This window comes from Ruegeria jejuensis, from assembly GCF_041537905.1.
Lineage (GTDB): Bacteria > Pseudomonadota > Alphaproteobacteria > Rhodobacterales > Rhodobacteraceae > Ruegeria_C.
This window is the reverse complement of the sequence record NZ_JBGRUO010000002.1, coordinates 68,133-89,924: the sequence shown is the minus strand read 5'-3', so window position 1 is coordinate 89,924 and position 21,792 is coordinate 68,133. Positions and strand designations below refer to the sequence as shown.

24 protein-coding genes are annotated in these 21,792 nt (G+C 59.2%); 12 read left to right on the top strand and 12 right to left on the bottom strand.

The features are described from left to right. Positions 1 to 2: 2 nt before the first annotated feature. From AB1E34_RS02935 to mdh, 8 genes are all read right to left on the bottom strand, one after another. A complete protein-coding gene (locus AB1E34_RS02935; RefSeq protein ID WP_372570845.1) occupies positions 3 to 2,960 on the bottom strand; it encodes a 2-oxoglutarate dehydrogenase E1 component in 2,958 nt (985 codons plus the stop codon). After that, the gene (locus AB1E34_RS02930; protein ID WP_372570844.1) at positions 2,957 to 3,424 is read right to left on the bottom strand and encodes a DUF805 domain-containing protein; all 468 of its coding nucleotides are present in this window, start codon (positions 3,422 to 3,424) and stop codon (positions 2,957 to 2,959) included. The genes AB1E34_RS02935 and AB1E34_RS02930 overlap by 4 nt, the downstream gene beginning before the upstream one ends. Then, positions 3,421 to 3,969, bottom strand: a complete 549-nt coding sequence (locus tag AB1E34_RS02925) for a DUF805 domain-containing protein (RefSeq protein ID WP_372570843.1) — start codon at positions 3,967 to 3,969, stop codon at positions 3,421 to 3,423. The genes AB1E34_RS02930 and AB1E34_RS02925 overlap by 4 nt, the downstream gene beginning before the upstream one ends. Position 3,970: 1 nt before the next feature. Then, entirely contained in the window at positions 3,971 to 4,702 is a 732-nt protein-coding gene (locus tag AB1E34_RS02920) for a hypothetical protein (RefSeq protein ID WP_372570842.1), read from the bottom strand. Between the two features lies 1 nt (position 4,703). Then, positions 4,704 to 5,588 carry a succinate--CoA ligase subunit alpha gene (gene sucD, locus AB1E34_RS02915; protein ID WP_372570841.1) on the bottom strand — a complete coding sequence of 295 codons (885 nt, stop codon included), beginning with the start codon at positions 5,586 to 5,588 and terminating at the stop codon, positions 4,704 to 4,706. 32 nt (positions 5,589 to 5,620) lie between these two features. Then, the gene (locus AB1E34_RS02910) at positions 5,621 to 6,130 is read right to left on the bottom strand and encodes a hypothetical protein (RefSeq protein WP_372570840.1); all 510 of its coding nucleotides are present in this window, start codon (positions 6,128 to 6,130) and stop codon (positions 5,621 to 5,623) included. Positions 6,131 to 6,193: 63 nt separating this feature from the next. Beyond that, on the bottom strand, positions 6,194 to 7,387 hold the full coding sequence (sucC, locus tag AB1E34_RS02905; RefSeq protein ID WP_372570839.1) for an ADP-forming succinate--CoA ligase subunit beta: 1,194 nt from the start codon (positions 7,385 to 7,387) through the stop codon (positions 6,194 to 6,196). Between the two features lie 258 nt (positions 7,388 to 7,645). Then, the gene (mdh, locus tag AB1E34_RS02900) at positions 7,646 to 8,608 is read right to left on the bottom strand and encodes a malate dehydrogenase (RefSeq protein WP_372570838.1); all 963 of its coding nucleotides are present in this window, start codon (positions 8,606 to 8,608) and stop codon (positions 7,646 to 7,648) included. Between the two features lie 161 nt (positions 8,609 to 8,769). Between mdh and AB1E34_RS02895 the strand changes: the two genes are divergently transcribed. Further along, positions 8,770 to 9,525 carry a sulfite exporter TauE/SafE family protein gene (locus AB1E34_RS02895; RefSeq protein WP_372570837.1) on the top strand — a complete coding sequence of 252 codons (756 nt, stop codon included), beginning with the start codon at positions 8,770 to 8,772 and terminating at the stop codon, positions 9,523 to 9,525. 38 nt (positions 9,526 to 9,563) lie between these two features. On the opposite strand, the gene AB1E34_RS02890 is transcribed toward AB1E34_RS02895, so the two are convergent. Beyond that, complete coding sequence (locus AB1E34_RS02890; RefSeq protein ID WP_372570836.1) at positions 9,564 to 9,878, bottom strand: hypothetical protein; 315 nt, start codon at positions 9,876 to 9,878, stop codon at positions 9,564 to 9,566. 178 nt (positions 9,879 to 10,056) lie between these two features. Here AB1E34_RS02890 and AB1E34_RS02885 point away from each other — a divergent pair, with 178 nt between their 5' ends. The 11 genes from AB1E34_RS02885 (at position 10,057) to AB1E34_RS02835 (ending at position 18,535) form a co-directional block, all read left to right on the top strand. Further along, positions 10,057 to 10,917: an HpcH/HpaI aldolase/citrate lyase family protein gene (locus AB1E34_RS02885; RefSeq protein WP_372570835.1), complete on the top strand. Its 861-nt coding sequence runs from the start codon at positions 10,057 to 10,059 to the stop codon at positions 10,915 to 10,917. Between the two features lie 3 nt (positions 10,918 to 10,920). Then, the gene (locus AB1E34_RS02880) at positions 10,921 to 11,475 is read left to right on the top strand and encodes an NnrU family protein (RefSeq protein WP_372570834.1); all 555 of its coding nucleotides are present in this window, start codon (positions 10,921 to 10,923) and stop codon (positions 11,473 to 11,475) included. Positions 11,476 to 11,486: 11 nt separating this feature from the next. Beyond that, positions 11,487 to 11,693, top strand: coding sequence for a DUF1737 domain-containing protein (locus tag AB1E34_RS02875; RefSeq protein WP_372570833.1), 207 nt, complete (start codon positions 11,487 to 11,489; stop codon positions 11,691 to 11,693). Next, a complete protein-coding gene (locus tag AB1E34_RS02870) occupies positions 11,693 to 12,721 on the top strand; it encodes a MaoC family dehydratase (RefSeq protein ID WP_372570832.1) in 1,029 nt (342 codons plus the stop codon). The genes AB1E34_RS02875 and AB1E34_RS02870 overlap by 1 nt, the downstream gene beginning before the upstream one ends. 67 nt (positions 12,722 to 12,788) lie before the next feature. Beyond that, complete coding sequence (locus AB1E34_RS02865; RefSeq protein ID WP_372570831.1) at positions 12,789 to 13,451, top strand: DUF1194 domain-containing protein; 663 nt, start codon at positions 12,789 to 12,791, stop codon at positions 13,449 to 13,451. A gap of 210 nt (positions 13,452 to 13,661) precedes the next feature. Next, the gene (gene sdhC / locus AB1E34_RS02860) at positions 13,662 to 14,048 is read left to right on the top strand and encodes a succinate dehydrogenase, cytochrome b556 subunit (RefSeq protein ID WP_372570830.1); all 387 of its coding nucleotides are present in this window, start codon (positions 13,662 to 13,664) and stop codon (positions 14,046 to 14,048) included. A gap of 12 nt (positions 14,049 to 14,060) precedes the next feature. Then, a complete protein-coding gene (gene sdhD, locus AB1E34_RS02855; protein WP_306196631.1) occupies positions 14,061 to 14,432 on the top strand; it encodes a succinate dehydrogenase, hydrophobic membrane anchor protein in 372 nt (123 codons plus the stop codon). 21 nt (positions 14,433 to 14,453) lie between these two features. Next, complete coding sequence (gene sdhA, locus AB1E34_RS02850) at positions 14,454 to 16,259, top strand: succinate dehydrogenase flavoprotein subunit (RefSeq protein ID WP_372570829.1); 1,806 nt, start codon at positions 14,454 to 14,456, stop codon at positions 16,257 to 16,259. Between the two features lie 12 nt (positions 16,260 to 16,271). Next, entirely contained in the window at positions 16,272 to 17,051 is a 780-nt protein-coding gene (locus AB1E34_RS02845; RefSeq protein ID WP_306196627.1) for a succinate dehydrogenase iron-sulfur subunit, read from the top strand. Between the two features lie 179 nt (positions 17,052 to 17,230). Then, positions 17,231 to 17,377, top strand: a complete 147-nt coding sequence (locus AB1E34_RS02840; protein WP_372570828.1) for a hypothetical protein — start codon at positions 17,231 to 17,233, stop codon at positions 17,375 to 17,377. A 300-nt stretch (positions 17,378 to 17,677) separates the two neighbouring features. Next, positions 17,678 to 18,535 carry an urea carboxylase-associated family protein gene (locus AB1E34_RS02835; RefSeq protein ID WP_372570827.1) on the top strand — a complete coding sequence of 286 codons (858 nt, stop codon included), beginning with the start codon at positions 17,678 to 17,680 and terminating at the stop codon, positions 18,533 to 18,535. Positions 18,536 to 18,555: 20 nt separating this feature from the next. Here the strand turns inward: AB1E34_RS02835 and deoD are convergent, their stop codons facing one another. From deoD to AB1E34_RS02820, 3 genes are all read right to left on the bottom strand, one after another. Beyond that, positions 18,556 to 19,260, bottom strand: a complete 705-nt coding sequence (deoD, locus tag AB1E34_RS02830; protein ID WP_372570826.1) for a purine-nucleoside phosphorylase — start codon at positions 19,258 to 19,260, stop codon at positions 18,556 to 18,558. A 17-nt stretch (positions 19,261 to 19,277) separates the two neighbouring features. Beyond that, the gene (locus AB1E34_RS02825) at positions 19,278 to 19,595 is read right to left on the bottom strand and encodes an H-NS histone family protein (RefSeq protein ID WP_306196619.1); all 318 of its coding nucleotides are present in this window, start codon (positions 19,593 to 19,595) and stop codon (positions 19,278 to 19,280) included. Positions 19,596 to 19,699: 104 nt separating this feature from the next. Further along, complete coding sequence (locus AB1E34_RS02820) at positions 19,700 to 21,664, bottom strand: ethylmalonyl-CoA mutase (protein WP_372570825.1); 1,965 nt, start codon at positions 21,662 to 21,664, stop codon at positions 19,700 to 19,702. Positions 21,665 to 21,792 lie beyond the last annotated feature (128 nt).

Below are 21,792 nucleotides of genomic sequence, written 5' to 3'. Positions count from 1 at the left end.
GGTTACTTTCCTTCGATGCTCAGCGCTTCGTTTACGAGCGCTTCTTGTTGGGCTTTGTGTTGGCTGGCCAGACCTGTCGCAGGCGAGGCCGAGGTGGCGCGCCCGACATAGCGGGGGCGCGAGTGTTTGGCTTTGATGCGGGTGAGCACCCATTCGATATTGGGTTCGATGAAGCTCCAGGCCCCCTGGTTCTTGGGCTCTTCCTGACACCAGATGATCTCGGCCCCTTTGAAGCGTTCGAGCTCGTTGATCAGGGAATGGGCCGGGAACGGATAATATTGCTCAATCCGCATCAGGTAGACATCGTCGATGCCGCGATTGTCGCGTTCCTCCAGCAGGTCGAAATAGACCTTGCCGGAACACAGCACCACACGCTTGATTTTGTTGTCGGGTTTGAGCTTGGTGTCGGAATTGCCCTGCTGCGCGTCATCCCACAAGACCCGGTGGAAGCTCGATCCGGTGGTGAATTCCTCGGCCTTGCTGACGGCCAGCTTGTGGCGCAGCAGCGATTTGGGCGTCACCAGGATCAGCGGCTTGCGGAAGGTGCGGTGCAGCTGACGACGCAGGATGTGGAAATAGTTCGCGGGCGTCGTGCAATTCGCCACGATCCAGTTGTCCTGACCGCACATCTGCAGGAACCGTTCCAGCCGGGCCGAGCTGTGTTCAGGGCCTTGCCCCTCAAAGCCGTGCGGCAGCAGGGTGACGAGGCCCGACATGCGCAGCCATTTGCTTTCGCCTGAACTGATGAACTGATCGAACATGATCTGTGCGCCGTTGGCGAAGTCACCAAACTGCGCCTCCCACAAGACCAGTGAATTGGGCTCGGCCAGCGAATAGCCATATTCAAAGCCCAGCACCGCATATTCGCTGAGCATCGAGTCGATCACTTCGTATTGCGACTGCCCGGCGCGGATATTGTTGAGCGGGTAGTAGCGGTCTTCGGTGTCCTGATTGACGAAGCCGGAATGGCGTTGCGAGAAGGTGCCGCGTGTGGCGTCCTGACCTGACAGGCGAACCGGGTAGCCTTCGGTCAGCAGCGAGCCAAAGGCCAACGCCTCGCCAGTGGCCCAATCGAACCCCTCGCCGGTTTCGAACATCTTCTTCTTGGCCTCGACCAGCCGCCCCACGGTCTTGTGCATGGGGAACCCCTCGGGAACACGGGTCAGCGCGGCGCCGACCTCAGCCAGTGTCTCGGGCTTGATCGCGGTGTCGCCGCGGACATATTCGTCCTTGCTCTTGTCCATATGCGACCAGCGCCCATCCAGCCAGTCGGCCTTGTTGGGCTTGTAGTTCTTCCCGGCCTCGAACTCTTCGTTCAGATAGGCTTGGAAGGCGGCCTTCATATCTTCGATCTCGCCCTCGGGGATCAGGCCGTCCTTGACCAGCCGCGCGGTATAGAGGCTGAGCGTGGTCTTATGGGTCTTGATCTTCTTGTACATGATCGGGTTGGTGAACATGGGCTCGTCGCCCTCGTTATGCCCGAAGCGGCGATAGCAGAAGATGTCGATGACCACGTCCTTGTGGAATTTTTGCCGGAACTCGGTCGCCACCTTGGCAGCATGCACCACAGCCTCTGGGTCGTCGCCGTTGACGTGGAAAATCGGCGCCTCGACCATCAGCGCGATATCGGTGGGGTAGGGCGACGAGCGGCTGAAATGCGGCGCCGTGGTGAACCCGATCTGGTTGTTCACCACGATATGCATGGTGCCGCCGGTCTTGTGGCCGCGCAGGCCGGACAGGCCGAACCCTTCGGCCACGACGCCCTGTCCGGCAAAGGCCGCGTCCCCGTGCAGCAGAATGCCCATCACCTTGGTGCGGTCGGTGTCGTTCAACTGGTCCTGCTTGGCGCGGACCTTGCCCAGAACCACCGGGTTCACCGCCTCAAGATGCGAGGGGTTGGCGGTCAGGGAAAGGTGGACGGTGTTGCCGTCAAATTCACGGTCGCTGGAGGCGCCCAGGTGGTATTTCACATCGCCCGAGCCATCGACGTCCTCAGGCTTGAAGCTGCCGCCTTGGAATTCGTTGAAGATGGCCTTGTAGGGTTTGCCCATCACATTGGCGAGGATGTTCAGGCGCCCCCGGTGCGGCATGCCGATCACGATGTCCTGCAGTCCCAGCGCGCCGCCGCGCTTGATGATCTGCTCCATCGCCGGGATCAGGCTTTCACCGCCATCAAGGCCGAACCGCTTGGTGCCCATGTATTTGACATGCAGGAATTTCTCGAACCCTTCGGCCTGCACCATCTTGTTGAGGATCGCCTTGCGCCCTTCACGGGTGAAGCGGACTTCCTTGCCGAACCCCTCGATCCGTTCTTTCAACCAGGCGGCCTCATCCGGGTTCGAGATATGCATGTATTGCAGCGCAAAGGTGCCGCAATAGGTGCGTTTGACGATCTCGACGATCTGGCGCATCGAGGCGACCTGAAGCCCCAGCACGTTGTCGATAAAGATCGGCCGGTCCATATCCGCGTCGCTGAACCCGTATGTGCGCGGGTCAAGCTCGGGATGCGGGGTGCCCGAGCGCATGCCCAGCGGGTCCAGATCGGCGACCAGATGGCCCCGAATCCGGTAGGCCCGGATCAGCATCAGCGCCCGGATCGAATCGAGCACCGCGCGTTTGATCTGATCGTCGCTGACCTCGACACCGGCACTTGCGGCCTTGTCCTTGATCTTCTTGCCAGCGGCCTTGGTTTCGGCCACAGGCCACTCGCCAGTCAGCGCGCCGGTGACCTCATCAGCCGGCATGGGCGGCCAGTCGGCACGCGCCCAGGAGGGCCCCGCCGCATCGGCCTTCACGTCCAACTCGGCATCGCCCATTTGTCGGAAAAACTCGGCCCAGGCGGCATCCACCGCGTTGGGGTCGTTGGCATATTGGGCGTAGAGCTGCTCCAGATAAGCCGCGTTGTGCCCCTGCATGAAGCTGGAGGCATGGAACTGGTCGTTGGGCGATTGGTCGGTCATGGTGTTACCTCATATGGGTTGGGACCGTATTTGTTGGGGCCGGTATCGGATTTGCTGGCGAGAAAATAGATGCCGATTATGAGCATAATCAGGAGTGCGAAGGCGCTGATTTGCCAGGGCAGTATGAAAAACGAAGCAATTACCAGCGCAATAATCGCGAAGTACCCCAAGCCGCGCCATCCCGAAGCGCCAATATCATGCAGCCGCCTTGTTAATGCGGCGATGAACGGGACAAAGGTGATGAGCGTAAACAGGTTTTCCATCCAATGAGCTTCGGTACTAAGGAAGAAGTTCAGTCCGAACTTGATGCTGATGGTTCCATTCCCGCTCTGAACATAAGACTGAACCAAACTACTAATGATCGCCAGAAATAGCACGAACCACCAGAACTCGGAGCGCGAGGCGCGCGCCGAGAAGGTGTAATACTTCGCGAAGCAGGTTTTGACTGCTTGGCTTGGGCTCATGCGCTTGCCTCATGTGGATTGGGACCGTATTTGTTGGTACCGGGCTGGCTGGGACGGGTCAGCCACCACAGCATAAGAAGCGGCGATAGCACGAGAATGATCAATGTCGGGATCACGATCAGTAGCGTGGCGCGGGTAAAGAGGATATCAAGCCGGTGTGCACCGCTATGTCCCAGCGTCGAGGCTAGGCCGATGCCAAAGACCAACACCGCCAGCGCCCCCAGAACCAGCAACACCGGAAACAACGCATAGAGCCCGCTGCGCCCGCTGTCATGCATCCGCCTCCATGCGACAGCCAGATGGGGCAGAAAGACGATCAGAGCGACGATGCTCTGCACCGGGCCGTTCGAGGTCGCGGTCACGGTGGTCGTGTCATTCACCTGCGTCTTGGTGACCTGCGTGAAGAACTGCCAGTCGATGATCCCGGCCAGAACGCTCCAGATCACGATGAAGAGGAAGAAAAACCAGTATTCGGGGCGCGAGGCGCGGCCCGAGAAGGTGAGGAACTTAGCGAAACAGATGCGGATGGCGTCGGAGAAGGTCAAGCTACTTTGCCTCCTCGTTTTCGTCTTTGGAATCAGGGGCAACCGTTATGTTTGCGGGCATAAGTAGTTCTTTCAAAGGAGCACCAAACAGCTTTTTCTTTGAACTATCCGTTTCAGTTGAACCCAGCTCCTGAAAAAATGCGTCCAAATCGAGCAATGCTACTGCAGTTGTGGATTGATCCTTGCGGCCAAATAGCAGCGAAACAAGTTTGGTTCTTGCTCTTACTCCTCCGCCATACCCATTTTGGAGGGCCGTGAGAGCTGTCCATTTTGGGCCGCCAACTACACAGTATTGGCTTCCCTCTTCCACCCCAATTAAACCGAGGAGGATGTCGGAATGAACAAACGCCAATTGGTTTGGGCCGAGTGCGGAATTTCCAAGGATAGAAGCAGCCATGAAATACGCATTCTCAACAGTATAGGCTAGGTCCGTCTCGTCGATTGAAAATGCTAGTATACTTGAAACCATTACAGACGCTGGCCCATTTTCAAACTCGGTCCAACCTGCATTAGTCAGGGCGTCACGCGCAGAATCCAGACTCCCAAACCCGCTGGCGCAGAGATCTAACGCCTCCAGAAGTGCTTTTTCGCTCTCTTCCGAGGGTTGCGCACTCGCAACCGTGCCAGTGCAGACAAGACAGGCCAAGAAAAGAGTTTTCCCGGAACGAATAACGCGTTCCGGGAGCGAGCCTAGCCTGCAAAAAGCGGCAGATATCGCTTTTGCAGGCAGCATGTTACTTGCTGATCGCTTCCAGCACAGCCTCACCCAGCTGCGCCGGGCTTTCGGCCACGACGATACCGGCTGAGCGCATGGCTTCGATCTTGTCTTCGGCACCGCCCTTGCCACCGGCGACGATGGCGCCTGCGTGGCCCATGCGGCGGCCCGGAGGGGCGGTGCGGCCTGCGATGAAGCCTGCGGTGGGTTTCGAACGGCCCTTCTTGGCTTCATCGGCCAGGAATTGCGCGGCCTCTTCCTCGGCGCTGCCGCCGATCTCGCCGATCATGATGATGCTTTCGGTCTCATCATCGGCCAGGAACCATTCCAGCACGTCGATATGCTCGGTGCCTTTGATCGGGTCGCCGCCGATGCCCACGCAGGTGGACTGGCCCAGACCGACATCGGTGGTCTGCTTCACGGCCTCATAGGTCAGGGTGCCCGAACGCGATACAACGCCAACCGAGCCGCGCTTGTGGATGTGGCCGGGCATGATGCCGATCTTGCAGGCGTCGGGCGTGATGACGCCGGGGCAGTTGGGGCCGATCAGGCGCGATTTGCTGCCTTCCAGCGCGCGCTGCACCTTCATCATGTCCAGAACCGGGATGCCTTCGGTGATGCAGACGATCACCTCCATCTCGGCATCAATCGCTTCGAGGATCGAGTCGGCCGCAAAGGGCGGGGGGACGTAGATGACAGAGGCATTGGCCTCGGTCACCGCCTTGGCCTCGTGGACCGAGTTGAAGACTGGCAGGTCGAGATGGGTCATCCCGCCTTTGCCCGGCGTCACGCCGCCGACCATATTGGTGCCATAAGCGATGGCCTGTTCAGTGTGGAACGTGCCCTGCGAGCCGGTCAGGCCCTGACAGATCACTTTGGTATTTTCGTCGATGAGGACTGCCATGTCGGAGTCTCCTGTTTCTTAGCGGCGTGTGACTAGCGATCGCCGCGTTGAATTTTGAATGTCATTACATTCGAATGATTGCTGATTTGGTGTGTTCCCCGGAAACGCATTGGCACGCCATTTGCAACGAAGGTGTAAGAGCCTCCCTTAGTTGCAGACGGCGAGTAACCCTCATCTTTCAGTGCGGTTACCCAGGCATTTCCAATGGCCTGAAAGCTGTCGGTCTCGTTCGAGTAGGACGCTTCGCAACCGATATTCGACTTGAAGTTCAAATCCGTGCCAACTGACGACCAAAAGCTGCTGTCCTTGCTTCTGAAGTTGACCCCCGACTTTGTAAGGGGTTTGTAGTTCTCGTATCCGAGCGCCACTAAGCTGGAATAGTTCGGATTCTGACCACTTGCAGCGGAAATGCACGCTGGGACAGAGGCTGCCGCTAGCGGTAGATTGCGGTCCGTTTGCTTGGCTCTCTCTTCCGGCGTGAGCGGCGCTGTACACGCCGCCAGAGCCGTCAAGGCCGCTGCAAAGGATAACTTTGTTTTCATTGAACGCTCAATCTTCTCAAGTTTATGGGAGAACAGTGGGGTCGTTGCGTATTCGTCCCGTGCTTACCCCTTAACCGCCTTCACGATCTTCTCGGCACCGTCTTTCAGGTTGTCCGCGGCAATCACGTCGAGGCCTGAGGTGTTGATGATCTCTTTGCCCTTCTCGACATTGGTGCCTTCCAGGCGCACGACCAGCGGGACCTGCAGGCCGACCTCTTTCACCGCGGCGACAACGCCCTCGGCGATGACGTCGCAGCGCATGATGCCGCCGAAGATGTTGACCAGAATGCCTTTGACCTGCGGGTCCGAGGTGATGATCTTGAACGCTTCGGTGACTTTCTCTTTGGTGGCGCCGCCGCCCACGTCGAGGAAGTTGGCAGGCTCGGCCCCGTAGAGCTTGATGATGTCCATCGTCGCCATCGCCAGACCCGCGCCGTTGACCATGCAGCCAATCTCGCCATCAAGCGCGATGTAGTTCAGGTCGTATTTGCTGGCTTCCAGTTCCTTGGGGTCTTCCTCGGTCGTGTCGCGCAGTTCGGCAATATCGGGGTGGCGGTAGACCGCGTTGCCGTCAAAGCCGACCTTGGCGTCGAGCACCTTCAGATCGCCGCTGTCGGTGACGATTAGCGGATTGATCTCCAGCATCTCCATGTCCTTCTCGATGAAGGCGCTATAAAGCTGGCCCATCAGCTTGACGCATTGCTTGACCTGACCGCCGGTTAGACCCAGCGAAAAAGCGATGCGGCGGCCGTGATAGGGCTGGTAGCCGGTGGCAGGATCAACGGAAAAGGACAGGATTTTCTCGGGCGTCGAGGCGGCGACCTCTTCGATGTCCATGCCGCCTTCGGTCGAGCATACGAACGAGACGCGGCTGGTCTGGCGATCCACCAGCAGGGCGAGGTAAAGCTCGGTCTCGATGCCAGAACCGGCCTCAATATAAATGCGGTTGACCTGCTTGCCCGCCGGTCCGGTCTGATGGGTTACCAGGGTGCGGCCCAGCATCTTCTTGGCTTCTTCGGCGGCTTCCTCGACCGATTTAGCCAGACGCACGCCGCCTTTTTCACCGGCATCTGCTTCTTTGAAGCTGCCCTTGCCGCGCCCGCCCGCATGGATCTGCGCCTTGACGACCCAGAGTGGCCCGTCGAGCTCTCCGGCGGCGGTTTTGGCTTCGTCGGCGCGGGTAACAACATGTCCTTCGGACACTGGAGCGCCATAGCTGCGCAGAAGCGCTTTCGCCTGATATTCGTGGATGTTCATGAAACTGTCCCGTGTGGCTGCGTTTGGAACTTTTTGGCGCGTGTGAGATGTGGATTTAAAGGGTTTTTTGCAGGAATGATGGAAAAACAGTCGTTTTTCTGCATTTGTGATCACACGAAAAAAAGTGTGATCACAAAACCACCTTGCGTCATGTTCCGATGGTTCCGAAACCGGTTTGAACTGAATGATTCTGGCGGGAAAGAAAAATGCGCGCCCGTTGGGGGCGCGCATTGAAACTGTTTGGAGATGCGATAGCGCTTAGGCCAGCGAGGCGTCGATTCCCTTGCAGGCTTCGACCAGACCTTTGACCGCGTTGACCGAATTGTCGAACATTGCCTGCTCGTCTTTGGTCATCTTGATATCGATGACACGCTCGACCCCGCCCGCGCCGATCACAGTGGGCACGCCCACATACATACCTTTGAGGCCAAGTGCGCCATCCACATGGGCCGCGCAGGGCAGCACGCGTTTCTGGTCTTTCAGGAAGGCTTCGGCCATTTCGATGGCGGAGGTGGCTGGCGCATAGAAGGCCGAGCCGGTTTTCAGCAAGCCGACGATCTCAGCACCGCCGTCACGGGTGCGCTGCACGATCGCATCCAGGTTTTCCTGGGTGGTCCAGCCCATCTTGACCAGATCAGGCAGCGGGATGCCGGCAACGGTCGAATAGCGCGTCAGCGGCACCATCGTGTCGCCGTGACCACCCAGAACAAAGGCGGTGACGTCTTTCATCGATACGTCGAACTCTTCGGCCAGGAAGTGGCGGAAACGGGCGCTGTCCAGAACGCCAGCCATGCCGCAGACCATGTTGTGGGGCAGGCCCGAGAATTCACGCAGTGCCCAAACCATCGCGTCCAGCGGGTTGGTGATGCAGATGACGAAGGCGTTCGGCGCGTTGTCGCGGATGCCTTCGCCGACGGATTTCATTACCTTCAGGTTGATGCCCAGCAGATCATCGCGGCTCATGCCCGGTTTGCGCGGCACACCGGCTGTCACGATGCAGACATCCGCGCCGGCAATATCGGCATAGGACTGGGTGCCTTTGAGGCTGGCGTCAAACCCTTCGGAAGGGCCCGATTCGGCGATGTCCAGGGCTTTGCCTTCGGGGGTGCCCTCGGCGATGTCAAAAAGAACAACGTCGCCCAATTCTTTCAGGGCTGCGAGGTGGGCAAGGGTGCCGCCGATCTGACCTGCGCCAATAAGCGCGATCTTGGGTCTGGCCATTGGAATGTCTCCACTTCCGAGATTGAAATCGCGGTTTTGCTAGTCGTTAATGCCGCCGCTTGCAAGTGTTCCGCGACGCGGCATGGGCGCGCGGGCGCCCTATCGCTTTGCGGGAGAGTAGGCTAAACCTCGGGCCGGGCAGTTCAATTTGGGATGGCGCGATGCCTGAGCTTGATCTCTGGTTTTTTATGATCGCCATTCCGGCGGTGACCTTTGCAGGCTTTTCCAAGGGCGGGTTCGGCGGTGGCGTGGCTTTTGCCGGGTCGTCGATCCTAGCGATTGTACTGGAGCCGGGACAGGCGCTGGCGCTGATGTTACCGCTGCTCATGCTGGTCGATGTGGCGACGCTGAAACCCTATTGGAAGCGCTGGAACGTGCGCGATTCCTGGGTTCTGATTCTCGGCGGGCTGCCGGGGGTCGCGCTAGGGGCATGGCTCTATAAGGCGACCGATGCCGATCTGCTGCGTCTGCTGATCGGGGGTATTTCGGTGGGTTTCGTGATCTGGCACCTATCGCAAAGTCGCAGCTGGGTGCGCGGTTTCCAGCAGCGCCTGTCGGCGTCGGCGGGGGTGTTCGCAGGGCTGGTTGCTGGGTTTACCAGTTTTGTCAGCCACGCGGGCGGCCCGCCCGCTGCGGTGTATCTGCTGTCTCAGCGGCTGGGAAAGACCGAGTTTCAGGCCAGCACGGTGATCGTGTTCTGGGTGATCAACTTTGCCAAGGCCATCCCCTACGCCTATCTGGGTCTGTTTTCGCTCGAAACGCTCTGGGCTGATTTTTTGCTGGCCCCCTTTGCGTTGCTGGGGGCCTGGCTGGGGGTGCGCGCGCATTGGCGGGTGCCAGAGCGGCTTTTCTTCTCGCTCGCTTATCTGCTGCTGACCATCACCGGATGCAAACTGATCTGGGATGCGCTGTCCTGAACCGGGCGCGGGCCTGTAACGCTACGCGCCGCCTCTTTTTAGACCTTTTCGCCACGGGCCGGTGTGGCCTCGGCCAAAGCTTCATAAGACTGGCCGGAAGCGACCAGGCAGGTCATACCGTTGGGCAGCGTGACGGTGATGGTCCAAGTTCCGGTGTCGTCCGAGGCAAAGACCTCCATCACCGAGCCTTGCTGCACCAGCCCGATTCCACGGCGGCTTTCGCCGTATTTTTCGGACAGTCGGTCCAGTACCACGTCCCGAGGGGCGCAATTGCGTTGTTCGGCATGTAGCTGCTGTGCGGCCAGCGCCATCAGGCCCAGCCCCATTGTCATCTTGATAAAGCCGCGTGTCATTGGGGACCTCACTGTTCTGAATGGATGAGAACAGGCTGCGCGACAGGCCCTGATGCCGGGTTAACGTCACGTTTCGGGCGGATGCAACGGGGGCTTGCTGCGCTGCGGCGAAAATGCACTTGAAGTTTCCGGCAAAAAATGCACCTCTCCGCGCAACAATATTGCTCAGGAGAGGCTCATGGACCAGCGCCAGCGACCTTATCGTTCCGTTCTGTACATCCCGGCATCGCGCGAGCGTGCCCTTGATAAAGCCAGAACGCTGCCCGTTGATGCCATCATCTTCGACCTTGAGGATGCCGTGTCGGCCGACGAAAAGGATGCCGCCCGCGAAACGCTGAAATCCGCGCTGGCGCAGGGCGGTTATGGCAACCGGTTCCGGATCGTGCGAATCAACGGGCTGGATACGCCCTGGGGCCGCGCCGATGCAGAAGCGGTGCGCGAGATGGGCGCCGATGTTGTTCTGGTGCCCAAGGTTGGGTCGCCTGCGGATGTAGACGCGGTGGCTGCGATCACCGGTGACATCCCGATCTGGGCGATGATGGAAACGCCCCGCGGCATGCTGAATGCCGCGCAGATCGCGGCGCATAAGCTGATGGCGGGATTCGTGATGGGCACCAATGATCTCGCCAAGGAGTTGCAGACCAACTTCCGCCCGGACCGGGAACCGCTGCTGACCTCGCTTGGCCTGTGCTTGTTGGCGGCCAAGGCCGAAGGGCTGATCATCATCGACGGCGTCTATAACGCGTTCAAGGATGTCGATGGGCTGGCCGCCGAATGCCAGCAGGGTCGCGATATGGGATTTGACGGCAAGACGCTGATCCACCCGGCGCAGGTCGATGTGGCAAATACTGCCTTTGCGCCCTCAGAAGGGGACATCGATCTGGCCCGCCGCCAGATCGCCGCCTTTGAGGAAGTTCACGCGCAGGGGCAGGGCGTTGCCGTGGTCGATGGCAGGATCGTCGAGAACCTGCATGTTGCAACTGCCCGTGAAATTCTGGCAAAAGCCGAGGCAATTCAGGTCTTGCAAGCGGAGAGCTAGCGTATGGGTTTTGTCCTTTTGGTCCTCGGTCTGGCGCTCTGGTGGGGCGCTCATCTTTTCAAACGTCTGATGCCAGAGCAGCGACAGGCGATGGGGGACAAAGGGAAAGGCGTTGTCGCTCTTGGATTGCTTTTGGCAGTCGTCCTGATGGTGATCGGCTTCCGTATGACCCCGTTCATCCATGTCTGGGCACCACCCAGCTTCCTTGTCCATGTCAACAACCTGCTGGTGCTGATTGCGATCTGGATGATGAGCCCGGCGGGCCAGAAAGGTCGCCTGCTGAATGGTGTGCGTCACCCGATGCTGACGGGCTTTGGCCTTTGGGCGATCGCACATCTGCTGGTGAATGGTGATTTGGCGGGCATGATCCTATTTGGCGGGCTCTGGGTGTGGTCGATGGCCGAGAAAGTCGTGATCAACCGGGCCGAGCCGCAATGGGCACCGGGCGAAGCCGGGACGCTGGCCAAGGATGGCATGTTCTTTGCAGGGTCGGTTGTTCTGCTTGTCGTTATCGGGTTGATCCATGGCTGGATCGGCCCGTGGCCCTTTGGTGGCTGAAGGAACCTCTGATGCCTTTGCTTTATCGCCTTCTGACCGAGGAAGACACCTCGGCCTTTTGTCACAAGGTCAGCGCCGCTTTGGCCAAGGGCTGGGACCTGCATGGCGATCCGTCTTACGCCTATGACCACGCAAGCGGTAAGATGCGCTGCGCGCAGGCGGTCACAAAACAGATCGAGGGGGCCTATACCCCGGACATGAAGCTAGGTGAACAATAATGAGCAAGACCAATCCGGGCTTTTTCTTTGAGGATTACAGCGTCGGGCAGACGTTGAAACATGCGGTGCCGCGCACCGTGTCGGGTGGTGAGCGCGCGCTTTATCATGCGCTTTATCCGGCGCGCCATGCGCTCTATTCCTCGGATAGCTTCGCGCAGGCCTGCGGGTTGCAGGCCAGCCCGATTGACGATCTGGTGGCCTTCCATGTGGTCTTTGGCAAGACGGTTCCCGATATCTCGCTGAATGCAGTGGCCAATCTGGGCTATGCCGAGGGGCGCTGGCTGAAGCCGGTCTGGGCGGGCGACACGCTGCGCTCTGAATCCGAGGTGATCGGGTTAAAGCAGAATTCGAACGGCAAGACCGGTGTGGTCTATGTACGCACGCGGGGGCTGAACCAGCATGACGAGGTTGTGCTGGAATATTGCCGCTGGGTGATGGTGCGCAAAAAGGACCTGGACGTCCCCGCACCCGAGACCGTACTGCCGGAACTCAGCAAGGTCATTCCTGCCGACCGGCTTGTGGTGCCCGAGGGGCTGGACTTCTCGAACTACGATTTCGCACTGGCGGGCGAGCCGCATCGCTGGGGCGACTACGCGGTCGGTGAAAAGATCGATCATGTGGATGGCGTCACCATCGAAGAAGCCGAGCACATGATGGCGACGCGGCTGTGGCAGAACACGGCCAAGGTGCATTTCGACCTGACCGTGCGGCCTGAGGGACGATTGATCTATGGCGGGCATGTGATTTCGTTGGCGCGCACGCTCAGTTTCAACGGTCTGGCAAATGCACAGATGATTGTTGGCCTGAACGCTGGCGCGCATGCCAATCCCTGCATGGCGGGCGATACGGTCAGGGCCTGGTCCGAGGTGCTGGAAAAGGTCGAAACGGACACACCCGGCGTGGGCGCGATTCGACTGCGCCTGGTTGCCACCAAGGGTGGCGAGCCGTTCCAGCTCAGGACAGAAGAGGGCCGCTATCGTCCCGAAGTGCTGCTGGATCTGGACTATTGGGCGCTGATGCCAATCTAAGAGCGGAGGCGCGCCAATCTGACGTCCTTTTGACTACACGCGCGAGATTTCGTGCTAGTCTCAAACCATGTTCGGATTGCGCGCCTTCGCTCTTACAACATTCCTCTCAACTCCGGCGCTGGCATGTGATCTGGCCCTGGCGCTGGCGGTGGATGTGTCCGGTTCCGTAGATTCTCAGGAATACCGCATCCAGATGGACGGGCTGGCCCATGCGCTGCGCGATCCTATCATTTCCGAGGCGCTGGTGCGGGGGCAAGCGCAGCTTATGCTGATCCAATGGACCGGTTCGTCGCGCCAGCAGGTCACCATCCCCTGGACCACGATCGACAGTTTCGATGCAATTGACCGGTTCGCGGATGCTGTGGCTGCGGATAAACGGGTCTGGCGCAACTTTTCGACAGCTATTGGCGAGGCGTTGGCCACAACTATGGACCGGTTTGACGAGGTGGCCAGCTGCAAGCGGCATCTCATCGATCTGTCGGGCGATGGCATGTCGAACGAAGGGATTGAACCCACCAGCCTGCGCGCTGATCTTGCCGCGCGCAACATCACGGTCAATGCCATCGCCATCGAGCAGAGCGAGCCGGACCTGACGGCCTATTTCTTTGAGAATGTGATCATGGGGGACGGTGCATTTGTGGTCACAGCCGGTGGGTTTGATGACTATCCGGAACGGATCAGAAAGAAATTGCTGCGTGAAGTGACCGAACAGACCGCCGCAGCGCAATGAATGAAGATTCGTTTTCTTTCAATGCGGTCTGCGTGAATTGAACATACCGCCGATCTTGCGCACGCTCCGTGATCACAGCAATTGTATGCGTGATCACAAATCTAAGAAACGCTGCGTATGTGACAAAAAACACAGGCGGTTTGCGCTCGCAGCGGGTGACAGGCCGGAAAAATCCGCTAAAACCGTTGCAGCTAACGGAAAGGAGCCACCATGGCAGATGTCAACAGGGGCAATCGCCCTCTTTCGCCACATCTGACGATCTATCGTCCGCAGCTGACCTCCGTGACCTCGATCCTGACGAGGATCACCGGCAATGCGCTGATCGTTGCGGCGCTGCTGATTGTCTGGTGGTTTCTGGCCGCCTCGACCTCTCCCGAAGCGTTTGCCCGCGCGGATTGGTGGGTGACCTCGCTGCTGGGCGATGTGGTTATGGCGCTGTCTGTCTGGGCGATCTGGTATCACACGCTGGCCGGTATCCGGCACCTGATCTGGGACAATGCGCTGGGCTTGGACCTGCCGGTCGCCGAAAAGCTGGGCTGGGCCGTTGTGATCGGGTCTTTTGTCCTGACCGTCATCACCCTCATCATCGTCGCGTAAGGAGACACTGTCATGCGTTATCTTACCGATCGCAAGCGGGCTGATGGTCTTGGTTCCGCCAAAACCGGCACCGCACATTTCTGGTCGATGAAAGTCAGCGCGGTTGCGCTGCTGTTTCTGGTGCCGCTTTTCATCTTCACCTTCGGTCCGATGCTGGGGCAGCCGCATGACGCGGTGATCGCCTATTACAGCAAACCGTTCCCTGCCATCGTTGCCGTGCTGACCCTGATCGTGGGCTTCAAGCATTTTGCCGAAGGCGCGCAGGTTCTGATCGAGGATTATGTTCACGGGCTGGCCCAGAAGATTCTCATCATTCTGGTGATTTGCCTTTCTTATGCAGCAGCCGCGGCGGGCGTTTTCGCCATCGCGCGCATTGCTCTTTGACGCGCCTGGGAGTTCTGACACATGGCTGCTTATGAATACGAGACGCATGAATATGACGTCGTTGTGGTTGGTGCCGGTGGCGCAGGCCTGCGCGCCACGCTGGGCATGGCCGAGCAGGGGCTGCGCACCGCCTGCGTGACCAAGGTGTTCCCGACCCGGTCGCATACCGTTGCCGCACAGGGCGGGATTGCGGCGTCGCTGTCCAACATGGGCCCCGACCACTGGCAGTGGCATATGTATGACACCGTCAAGGGCTCTGACTGGCTGGGCGATACCGACGCGATGGAATACCTCGCGCGCGAGGCGCCCAAGGCGGTTTATGAGCTGGAACATTACGGCGTTCCGTTCTCCCGCACCGAAGAGGGCAAGATCTATCAGCGTCCCTTTGGTGGTCACACGACAGAATTTGGCGAGGGCCCTCCGGTGCAGCGCACCTGTGCCGCCGCCGACCGGACCGGCCACGCGATTCTGCACACGCTTTATGGTCAGAGCCTCAAGAACAACGCTGAATTCTATATCGAATATTTTGCCATCGACCTGATCATGTCCGAGGACGGGCAGTGTCAGGGGGTCGTTTGCTGGAAGCTGGACGATGGTACGATGCATGTGTTTAACGCCAAGATGGTGGTGCTGGCCACGGGCGGTTACGGCCGCGCCTATTTCAGCGCGACATCGGCCCATACCTGCACCGGCGATGGTGGCGGTATGGTGGCGCGCGCCGGTCTGGCCATGCAGGACATGGAATTCGTGCAGTTCCACCCGACCGGCATCTACGGCTCGGGCTGCCTGATCACCGAAGGCGCGCGGGGTGAGGGCGGCTACCTCACCAATTCCGAGGGCGAACGGTTCATGGAGCGCTACGCGCCCCACTACAAGGACCTCGCGCCGCGTGACTATGTTTCGCGCTCGATGACCATGGAAATCCGCGAAGGCCGGGGTGTGGGCAAAGATGGCGATCACATCCACCTGAATCTCAGCCACCTGCCTGCCGAGGCGCTGCATGAGCGTTTGCCGGGGATTTCAGAGAGCGCCAAGATCTTTGCCGGTGTTGATGTCACCAAGGAACCGATCCCGGTTCTGCCGACTGTGCATTATAATATGGGCGGTATCCCGACCAATTATTGGGGCGAGGTTTTGAACCCCACCAAGAAAGACCCGACCGCGCTTGTGCCGGGTCTGATGGCTGTGGGTGAGGCCGGGTGTGCCTCGGTTCACGGGGCGAACCGGCTTGGCTCGAACTCGCTGATCGACCTGGTGGTCTTTGGCCGCGCTGCTGCGATCCGCGCCGGCAAGGTGGTCGACCCCGAAGCGCCGAACCCGGTGTTGAACCAAGCCTCTGTCGACAAGGCATTTGACCGCTTCGACAGCGTCCGCAACGCGTCTGGCGCGGTGCCGACCGCTGACTTGCGCCTTGAGATGCAGCGCACCATGCAGGCGGACGCGGCGGTGTTCCGGACCTCCAAGACGATGGCCGAAGGGGTCGAGAAGATGACCGCGATTGCAGCCAAGATGGATGACCTGCATGTGACCGACCGCTCGCTGGTCTGGAACAGCGATCTTATGGAAAGCCTGGAACTGACCAACCTGATGCCCAACGCGCTGGCCACGATCATTGGCGCCGAGGCGCGCAAGGAATCACGCGGCGCCCATGCGCATGAGGACTTCACCACGCGCGATGATGAGAAATGGCGGGTCCACACGGTCTCTCGGATTGATGGCAACAAGGTTGACCTCAGTTATCGTCCAGTGATCGTCGACCCGCTCAGCACCGAAGCCGAAGGCGGCATCAATCTTGAAAAAATCGCGCCCAAGGCGCGGACCTTCTAAGGAGAGGATGACATGGTACAACTGACCCTCCCCAAGAACAGCCGCATCACAACGGGCAAAACCTGGCCCAAGCCCGAAGGCGCGACCAATGTGCGCAAGTTTCAGATCTATCGCTGGAACCCGGATGACGGGAAAAACCCAAGTGTTGATACCTATTTCCTGAATATGGATGAATGCGGCCCGATGGTTCTGGACGCGCTCATCAAGATCAAGAATGAGATCGACCCGACGCTGACCTTCCGCCGGTCCTGCCGCGAGGGCATCTGCGGGTCCTGCGCGATGAATATCGACGGCATCAACACGCTGGCCTGTATCTATGGCATGGACGAGATCAAGGGCGATGTGAAGATCTACCCACTGCCGCATATGCCGGTGGTCAAGGACCTGATCCCGGACCTGACCCATTTCTATGCCCAGCACGCCTCGATCATGCCGTGGCTGGAAACCAAGACCAACCGCCCGGCGAAAGAGTGGAAGCAATCGATTGAGGACCGCAAGAAGCTGGACGGTCTTTATGAATGTGTAATGTGTGCTTCATGCTCGACCTCCTGCCCGTCTTACTGGTGGAATGGTGACCGCTATCTCGGCCCCGCAGCACTGCTGCATGCCTATCGCTGGATTATCGACAGCCGGGATGAAGCCACTGGCGAGCGGCTGGACGAGTTGGAAGACCCCTTCAAGCTCTATCGCTGTCACACTATCATGAACTGCGCAAAAACCTGCCCCAAAGGTCTGAACCCGGCCAAGGCGATTGCCGAGATCAAAAAGATGATGGTTGAACGCACGGTCTGACCGATAGAACCTGAACCTCTTTGAACCCCTGGCCTCCGTGCCGGGGGTTTTTGGTTGAATGCGGCGCTGCGTCACGGATGCAAAGGACGCATGTCGAGATTGCAAAGAGGTGGGGTGAAATCCTCGATCCGTCGTTTTATCCTGTTCGCGGGGAGGGCATGAAACCAAAGGATCGGATCATGAAACTCTCCGAAACCCCCGCAACAACGGCGCAAGAGGCGCTGGACTATATGGAAGAGGCCTGGGCCTATTACTGCCCTGTGCCGGTCGTGCCAGACCTGGACAAGCGTGAACCGGAGTTGTTCGAATACGCAAACGCCGCCTGATCTTCGCCTCCTGTCAGCGCACAGGTTTGCCTTACAAACCGCAAAAGAGTAGAGATCGGGAATGCCCGTTCTCTTGTTATTGCTCGGCCTTGCGGTCTTTGCCTATTTCTTCTGGAGGTCCAGAACGACCAGCCTGACCCGCGACTGCCGCTGGCGCGAGCATCGCAGCGAGGGCCTGTGGCGGTGCAGCGCCTGTGGTGCTGAGCAGAAAGGGTTGGACGAACCGAAAGCCTGCCTCAGGCAATAAGACTTGCATCTTGCGGCGCACTCTGGCCCTTTCCCGATGGGAGAGGGCTCAAAATGACCAAAACACCAGAAGATGCCGAGGCACGACGCGCCGTAGCGCCGGTGATCTGCTATCCGAATGACACATTGCCAGCGCCGGATCTGGCGCTCTATGCGCAAGCCCGGCAAGGCGCGCGGAGAATCGGTGAAACGCTGGTTCCGCCACGCGATGCGCGCTGCTTCGAGGTGCCGGCGGGTCATTTCTTTCGCATTACCAGCGTCGAGGGGCCCCAGGTAGGTGACTTGAACCTGTGGAACGCGTCAGAGCTGTCCGAGTGTTTCTACTCCGGCAAGACCCGCGCGCTGCATGGCACGCATCTGACCACGGGCGAGCGTATGTGGAGCAGTTTTCCCTATCTCCGGCCCATGGCCACGATCGTGTCAGATACGCTGGGCTGGTATGGCATCGACAGCTTTGGCGGGTCGGTGCATGATGTGATCGGCACGCGCTGTGATCCCTATACCGGCAACCTGCTGGCGGGCACGCGGTACCATCATTGTTGCCATTCCAACCTGACTCGCGCCCTTGCAGATCACCTGGGTGTCTCGCCCGAAAAGGCCGAGCCGTATGTGCATGATGTGTTGAACGTCTTCATGTGCACCGGGTTCACCCGCGACACAGGGCAGTATTTCATGAAAGCCTCGCCGGTGCGACCGGGGGACTATCTGGAATTCTTCGCCGAGTTTGATTTGCTGGGCGGACTCAGCGCGTGCCCGGGCGGCGATTGCTCGTCCGAACATTCCTCCGACGTCGCCGCTTGCCACCCGCTATTGGTCGAGGTCTATGCGCCTGCCGAAGGCGTGCTGGAGGCATGGTCCCCACCAGAATCCAATGGCTATGACCGGTCACATGGCTGGGGTCAGGGCAGTTGAACCGCCCTGACGGTTGTTCATCAGGCGAAGGCGGCCTCTAGCGCGATCTCAACCATGTCGCCGAAACTGCTCTGCCGCTGATCGCTGGGCAAGGCCTCACCCGTCAGCAGGTGATCGGACACGGTCAGAACCGCCAGCGCGCGACATTTGTGCCGGGCCGCCAGATTGTAGAGCTCTGCCGCTTCCATCTCGACGCCCAGAATGCCATGGCGCACCATCTGATCATTCAGGTCGGGGCGCTCGTCATAGAACACGTCCGAAGAATAGATGCCGCCGACATGGGTGGGGGTGCCTTTTGCTTCCGCTGCTTCAGTGGCTGCCTTGAGAAGGCTCCAATCCGCGCAGGGGGCAAAGTTCAACTCCCGGAAAATGCCCCGCGACGGCGTGCTGAGTGTTGACGCCGTCATCGCAAGGATCACATCACGCAACCCCACATCCTGCTGCATCGCGCCGCAGGAGCCGATCCGGATCAGGGTCTTGGCCTCATAGGTGCTGATCAGCTCGTTCACGTAAATGGAAAGCGACGGCATTCCCATGCCGCTGCCCTGAATGGTAACGGAGTGGCCGTTCCATTCGCCGGTAAAACCCAGCATTCCACGTACGTCATTTACTTGCCGTACATTATCCAGGAATGTTTCCGCCGCCCATTTCGCGCGCAGCGGATCGCCCGGTAATAGAACCGTCTCGGCAATTTCGCCCGGTTTTGCACCGATGTGAATTGTCATCGTGAGACTTTGTTAATTCAGATTTCCAGATCGGATATATCGGCCCCTGAGGTCAGGGCGTCGTGAATCCATTGCGGCTTGCGACCGCGCCCGGTCCAGGTCTGTTCCGGGTTGGCCGGGTTGCGATACTTGGCGACGGCCTTGGTACCTTTGGTTGATTTCCTGGTATCACTTTGAAGTTCGGACAAGGAGAAGCCGAATTCAGCCGCTGCTTTCTCGGCCGCGATCAACGCGTCTTTTCTTTCCTTTTGCTCGGCGGTTTTGATCGCCTTTTCGACGTCGGACTGCAATTTCAGCAATTCCTTGCGTGACATCGCTTTCAGATCCATCCCCATTTCTGTCTCCTTTGAAACTCAAAAAAATAGCGTGGCGCTACAGCGCCACACTAGTGGTTTCAATGACGTTGTTCAGCGCCATTTTCAAGGAAATTCTAAAAAGTCTAGGCCGCTATTTGATTTGGATCGGCTAAGCTGACTATATCAGCCATAATCGAATTCAATTCGAAGTCTTTCGGCGTATAGATTTTGGCAACACCGACAGCTTTGAGTTTTTCAGCATCCTCGTCGGGAATAATGCCACCCACCACGACCGGAATGTGCCCCAGCCCTTCGTCCCGCATCCGCTGCATAACCTCTTCGACCAGCGGCAGGTGGCTGCCGGACAGTATCGACAGGCCGACCACATGGGCATCGTCCTCGATCGCGGCGGCAACGATTTCCTCGGGTGTCATGCGAATGCCGTCATAGGAGATATCCATGCCGCAGTCGCGGGCGCGGAAGGCGATCTGCTCGGCGCCGTTGGAATGGCCGTCAAGGCCCGGCTTGCCGACCAGAAACTTGAGCCGCCGCCCCAGCTTGTCGCTGACCGCATCCACCTGGCTGCGGAGGTCTTCGAGCCCTTCCGTCTTGTTCGAGACCGAGCGCGAGACGCCGGTAGGGCCGCGATAGGTGCCAAAAGCCTGACGCATCTCTTCGGCCCATTCCCCGGTGGTGACCCCTGCCTTGGCGGCCCGGATAGAGGGTCCCATGATATTGCCGCCGGACCGCGCGGTCTCGCGCAATGCGGCCAGGGCTTCTTTCACCGCATTGCTGTCGCGGCCACCGCGCCACTCGTCAAGGCGAGCGATCTGTTCCTGTTCCACAGCCGGATCAACGGTCATGATGCCGCCATCCTCGGTTTCCAGAGGCGAGGGCTCGCCCTCGGTCCATTTGTTCACGCCGACGACGATTGTCTCGTAGCGCTCGATCCGGTTCAGACGCTCGGCATTGGCATCAACCAGGCGGGACTTCATGTATTCGATCGAGGCAACCGCGCCACCCATGCCGTCCAGATTGTCCAACTCGGCGCGCGCGCCGTCCTTCAGCGCTGCAACCTTGGCATCGACCGCCGGGTTGCCATCGAAAAGATCGCCATATTCCAACAGATCGGTCTCATAGGCCAGAATCTGCTGCATGCGCATCGACCATTGCTGGTCCCAGGGGCGCGGCAGGCCCAGAGCCTCGTTCCAGGCAGGCAGTTGCACCGCACGGGCGCGCGCCTTTTTCGAAAGCGTCACCGCCAGCATTTCGATCAGGATGCGGTAAACGTTGTTTTCCGGCTGCTGCTCGGTCAGCCCCAGCGAATTCACCTGCACGCCATAACGGAAGCGGCGGAATTTAGGGTCGGCGACCCCATACCGCGTTTCGCAAATTTCATCCCACAGTTCGACAAAGGCCCGCATCTTGCACATTTCGGTGACAAAGCGGATGCCGGCATTTACAAAGAAGGAAATCCGACCCACCATAGCCGGAAAGTCTTCGGCGGGAACGCGCGGCTTCAACTCGTCCAGCACCGCCTGCGCTGTGGCCAACGCAAAGGCCAGTTCCTGCTCGGGCGTCGCGCCGGCCTCTTGCAAATGATAGGAACACACATTCATCGGGTTCCATTTCGGCACGTTCTCGTAACAGTACTCGGCCACGTCGGCGATCATCTTCAGAGACGGTTTTGGCGGACAGATATAGGTGCCGCGGCTCAGATATTCCTTGATCAGATCGTTTTGGACCGTGCCCTGCAGCTTTGAGACATCTGCGCCCTGTTCCTCGGCCACGGCAACATAAAGAGCCAGCAGCCAGGGCGCCGTCGCGTTGATCGTCATCGAGGTGTTCATCTGTTCCAGCGGGATCTGGTCGAACAGCGTGCGCATATCGCCCAGATGGCAAACCGGGACGCCAACCTTGCCCACCTCGCCGCGCGCCAGCACATGGTCGCTGTCATAGCCGGTCTGGGTCGGCAGGTCGAAGGCGACCGAAAGGCCCGTCTGCCCTTTGGACAGATTGCTGCGATAGAGCGCATTCGAGGCTTTGGCGGTGGAATGACCGGCATAGGTGCGAATGAGCCAGGGGCGGTCTTTCTGCGGCTGCGTCATTTTGGGACCTCGCGATCAGATAGGGCAATAATGTTTCACAGGATTGGGGTAGACCGCAATTTTCAGTCAATGTCAATTCGCTGCGTTGCGGCGCAACCTGGCAAAATCGTTAGATTGTAGCGGATATC